This window comes from Cupriavidus sp. FW305-3-2-15-C-LB2 (assembly GCF_058787575.1).
The window spans coordinates 1-5,013 of record NZ_JBYSZW010000033.1 but is presented as its reverse complement, the minus strand read 5'-3'; the positions used below and the strand labels follow the sequence as shown (position 1 = coordinate 5,013).

At 67.7% G+C, this 5,013-nt stretch carries 4 protein-coding genes; all 4 read left to right on the top strand.

Going from position 1 to position 5,013, the window contains the following annotated elements:
• Positions 1 to 83: 83 nt before the first annotated feature.
• The 4 genes from hyi to pyk all read left to right on the top strand — a co-directional run bounded on the left by hyi (position 84) and on the right by pyk (position 4,800).
• Positions 84 to 866 (top strand): hydroxypyruvate isomerase, encoded by a 783-nt coding sequence (gene hyi / locus AC3WRR_RS22145; RefSeq protein WP_010812148.1) that lies wholly within the window; start codon positions 84 to 86, stop codon positions 864 to 866.
• Positions 867 to 923: 57 nt separating this feature from the next.
• Positions 924 to 1,838, top strand: coding sequence for a 2-hydroxy-3-oxopropionate reductase (gene glxR, locus AC3WRR_RS22140; protein WP_492294885.1), 915 nt, complete (start codon positions 924 to 926; stop codon positions 1,836 to 1,838).
• Positions 1,839 to 1,904: 66 nt separating this feature from the next.
• On the top strand, positions 1,905 to 3,227 hold the full coding sequence (locus AC3WRR_RS22135) for a glycerate kinase type-2 family protein (RefSeq protein ID WP_492294887.1): 1,323 nt from the start codon (positions 1,905 to 1,907) through the stop codon (positions 3,225 to 3,227).
• A 109-nt stretch (positions 3,228 to 3,336) separates the two neighbouring features.
• Positions 3,337 to 4,800, top strand: coding sequence for a pyruvate kinase (pyk, locus tag AC3WRR_RS22130; RefSeq protein WP_011616210.1), 1,464 nt, complete (start codon positions 3,337 to 3,339; stop codon positions 4,798 to 4,800).
• Positions 4,801 to 5,013 lie beyond the last annotated feature (213 nt).

The following is a 5,013-nucleotide window of genomic DNA, read 5'->3' as shown; positions in this document are numbered from 1 at the left end:
CCCCCCCCCCCCCCAAGTCCAGCGCCCCTGCATCACCGGTTCTGCACCGGCAGAACGACAACACAACTAAACCGGAGAGACTCATGACTAAACTTGCGGCCAACCTCACCATGCTGTTCAATGAAGTCGGTTTTCTCGACCGCTTCGAAGCCGCCGCGCGCGCGGGCTTCCGCGGCGTGGAATTCCTCTTCCCCTATGCCTTCCATGCGGACCAGATCGCTGACCGCCTGAACCGCTTCCAGCTGGACCTGGTGCTGCACAACCTGCCCGCCGGCAAGTGGGAAGCGGGCGAGCGCGGCATTGCCTGCCACCCGGACCGCGTCGGCGAGTTCCAGGACGGCGTGGGCGAGGCCATCAAGTACGCCAAGGTGCTGGGCGTGCGCCAGCTGAACTGCCTGGTCGGCATCCAGCCGCAGAACGTCAAGCGCGAGCAGGCCCAGGAAACGCTGGTGGAAAACCTGCGCTTCGCCGCCAGCGCGCTCGCCGCTGAGCATATCGACCTGCTGGTCGAGCCGATCAACACCTTCGACATCCCCGGCTTCTTCCTGTCGCGCACGCAGCAGGCGGTGGACCTGATCAACCAGGTCAATGCGCCCAACCTGTACGTGCAGTACGACATCTACCACATGCAGCGGATGGAAGGCGAGATCGCCAACACCATCAAGGCCAACCTGCCGAAGATCAAGCACGTGCAGCTGGCCGACAACCCGGGCCGCAATGAACCGGGGACCGGCGAGCTGAACTACCGCTTCCTGTTCAAGTTCCTGGACGAGATCGGCTACAACGGCTGGATCGGCTGCGAGTACAAGCCGAAGACCACCACCGAAGCCGGCCTGGGCTGGCGCGCCGAGCACGGCGTGCAGTAACGGGTTACCACCTACGCCAACCAAGACAGACTTAATCTCATTCAAGGAGACATCAACATGGCAAACCAACGCAACGTCGGCTTCATCGGCCTGGGCATCATGGGCGCACCGATGGCGGGCCACCTGCGCGCCGCCGGCCACACGCTGTTCGTGCATGACGTCAACCCGGCCCCGCAAGCGCTGGTCGATGCAGGCGTGACCGTCTGCACCAGCGCCGAGGAAGTCGCCAAGCGTGCCGACATCATCGTCATCATGGTGCCGGACACCCCGCACGTGGAAGCCGTTCTGTTCAGCGAAAAGGGCGTGGCCACCGCGTTCAAGGCTGCCGGCAAGGAAGCCAGCCACAGCAAGATCGTGGTCGACATGAGCTCGATCTCGCCGATCGCCACCAAGGACTTCGCCGCGCGCATCAACAAGCTGGGCGCCTCGTACCTGGATGCTCCGGTGTCGGGCGGTGAAGTGGGCGCCAAGGCTGCTTCGCTGACGATCATGGTCGGCGGCCCGCAGGAAGCCTATGACCAGGTCAAGCCGCTGTTCGACCTGATGGGCAAGAACGTCACGCTGGTCGGTGGCAACGGTGACGGCCAGACCACCAAGGTGGCCAACCAGATCATCGTCGCGCTGAACATCCAGGCCGTGTCCGAAGCCCTGCTGTTCGCCTCCAAGGCCGGCGCCGATCCGGCCAAGGTGCGCCAGGCGCTGATGGGCGGCTTTGCGGCTTCGCGCATCCTGGAAGTGCACGGCGAGCGCATGGTCAAGCGCACCTTCGACCCGGGTTTCCGCATCGAACTGCACCAGAAGGACCTGAACCTGGCGCTGCAGGGTGCCAAGGCACTGGGCGTGGCACTGCCCAACACCGCCACCGCGCAGGAGCTGTTCAACACCTGCGCCGCCAACGGCCTGGGCAAGCAGGACCATTCGGCCCTGTGCCGCGCGATCGAGATCATGTCTAACCACCAGATCGCCAAGTAAGCAGCAACCACGTCGTCCCCGCCCTGCGGGGACGACTAGCTTTCCCCGTCAGCACCAGGACTTTTCATGCTCGCCACCGAACCTCAAGCCGCCCTGCTCTCGCCCCAGCGCGCCGCAGCGCATCCCGCACAGTCCGACGCGCGCGCGCTGTTGCGCGACCTGTTCGACACCGCGGTCGCTTCCGTCAGCGCCAGCCATTGCCTGCCGCCGCACCTGCCCACGCCGCCCAAGGGCCGCACGGTGGTGATCGGCGCCGGCAAGGCCGCTGCCGCGATGGCGCAGGCGGTCGAGGCGAACTGGCAAGGCGAGCTGTCGGGCCTGGTGGTGACGCGCTACGGCCATGGCGCCGATTGCCAGCGCATTGAAGTGGTCGAAGCCGCGCATCCCGTTCCCGACGAAGCCGGCCAGCGCGCCGCGCAGCGCATGGTGGAACTGGTGCAGGGCCTGACCGCCGACGACCTGGTGCTGTGTCTGATTTCCGGCGGCGGCTCCGCGCTGCTGGCCGCGCCCGCGCCGGGCCTGACGCTGGCCGACAAGCAGGCCGTGAACAAGGCGCTGCTCAAGAGCGGCGCGAGCATCGGCGAAATGAACTGCGTGCGCAAGCACCTGTCCGCGCTCAAGGGCGGACGCCTGGCGCTGCACTGCGCCCCGGCCCGCGTCGAGACCCTGCTGATTTCCGATATACCCGGCGATGACCCGACCCTGATCGCAAGCGGCCCGACGCTGCCCGACGCGACCACCTGCGCCGACGCGCTGGCCGTCATCGCCAAGTACGGCATTGAAGTCCCCGCCAACGTGCGCGCCCACCTGGAGAGCGGCGCCGGCGAAACGCCCAAGCCCGGCGATGCCCGCTTCGAAGGCCACCGCAACCTGACGCTGGCCACCGCGCAGCAATCGCTGGAAGCCGCGGCCGCGCGCGCGCGTGAACTGGGCTACGAGGCCCACATCCTGTCCGACTGCATCGAAGGCGAAGCCCGCGAAGTGGCCGAAGTGCACGCTGCCATCGCGCGCCAGGTGGCGCAGCGCGGCCAGCCCTTCAGCAAGCCCTGCGTAATCCTGTCCGGCGGCGAGACCACCGTGACCGTGCGCGGCAAGGGCCGCGGCGGGCGCAATGCCGAGTTCCTGCTGGCCCTGGCGGTGGCGCTCGACGGCCTGGCCGGCGTGCACGCAATTGCCGGCGACACCGACGGCATCGACGGCTCCGAGGACAACGCCGGCGCGCTGCTCTCGCCCGACACCCTGACCCGCGCCGCCGCGCGCGGTCTGTCGGCGCGCGCGCACCTGGACAACAACGACGGCTACGGCTTCTTTGCCGGCGTGGGCGACCTGATCGTCACCGGCCCGACCCGCACCAATGTGAATGACTTCCGCGCCATCCTGATTGTGTAGGTCCTGCAGTCGTCAGCGCAGTACCGCCATACCGAAGCAGTCGTTCACCTGAACAGCATTACCCGGCGCGCCACATGGCGCGCCGTCCGAGAATGGAAGAGGAGACATCATGAGACGCCAGCGCAAAGCGAAGATCGTTGCCACGCTTGGACCCGCAAGCACCGACATCGCGGTGATCCGCGAACTGTTCGAGGCGGGCGCCGACGTGTTCCGGCTGAACTTCAGCCACGGCACGCACGAAGACCACCGCGCGCGCTACGACGCCGTGCGCAAGATCGAGGCCGAAACCGGCCGCCCGATCGCGATCCTGGCCGACCTGCAGGGCCCGAAGCTGCGCATCGGCACCTTCGCCGCCGGCAAGGTCGCGGTGCGCGCGGGCGATGTATTCGTGCTCGACAGCGATCCCACCCCGGGCGACGGCACCCGCGTCTACCTGCCGCACCCCGAACTGTTCGCCGCCGCGCAGCCGGGCCAGTCGCTGCTGATCGACGACGGCAAGGTACGCCTGTCGATCGAGGCGGTGACCACCGGCACCATCACCACGCGCGTGGTCAACAACGGCACGCTGTCCGACCGCAAGGGCGTGAACGTGCCCGACGCCGTGATCCCCATCCCCGCGCTGACCGAGAAGGACCGCAAGGACCTGGACTTCGCGCTGTCGCTGGGCGCTGACTGGATCGGCCTGTCGTTCGTGCAGCGCCCGTCCGACATCGTCGAAGCGCGCGAGATCGTCGGTACCCGTGCCGGCATCCTGTCCAAGATCGAGAAGCCGGCCGCGCTGCAGCAGCTCGAAGAGATCGTGCGCGTGTCCGATTCCGTGATGGTGGCGCGCGGCGACCTCGGCGTGGAACTGCCGCCCGAGCGCGTGCCCGGCGTGCAGAAGCGCATCCTGCGCGTGTGCCGCCAGCTGGGCAAGCCGGTGGTGATCGCCACGCAGATGCTGGAATCGATGATCGACTCGCCGGTGCCGACCCGCGCCGAAGCGTCGGACGTGGCCAGCGCCATCTATGAAGGCGCCGACGCGGTGATGCTGTCGGCCGAGTCGGCCAACGGCCGCTACCCGGTGCCGGCGGTGTCGATGATGAACCGCATCGTCACCGAGGTGGAACGCGACCCGCTGTACCGCAACCTGCTCGACGCCCAGCACGAGACCCCGCTGAACACGCGCCAGGATGCGATCTGCGCGGCGCTGCGCGAAGTCACGCAGATCATCGGCGCCGTCGCGACCGTGACCTACACGTCCTCGGGCGCCACCGCGCTGCGCGCCGCGCGCGAGCGGCCGTGCGCACCGATCGTCAGCATCACGCCAAACCTGGAAATCGCGCGCCGCCTGGCCATTGCCTGGGGCGTCCACTCCACCGTGAGCCCGGATGTGCAGAGCGTGGATGAAATGGTCGAAGCCGCCACGCGCGCGGCGGTGGCCGAAGGTTATGCCGTGCCTGGCGACCAGATCACCATCGCCGCGGGGATGCCGTTCGGGCAAGGCGGGACCACCAACCTGCTGCGCGTGGCTGAAGTTGGCGCCAGCGCGGTGGCAACCGCACCGGCTGCGCGCGAGGCCGCCTTGGCCTGACCGCGCTGCTTGCGTTCCCGTCCCGGAACGTTCGCGTCATGACGGAACCGGGTGCAGACCCGGTTTCTTTGTTTTGCCGCACACCGCCTGCGTTGCCCGTCTCCAGGGCGAGTGGGTGGTGTTTTTTTGTTTGGGCCTGGTGTCCGGCACCGAAAACAGCAGCTGACACCGGATTGCTATACTGCTTGCCATCCTCCCACCCCGCAATTTCCC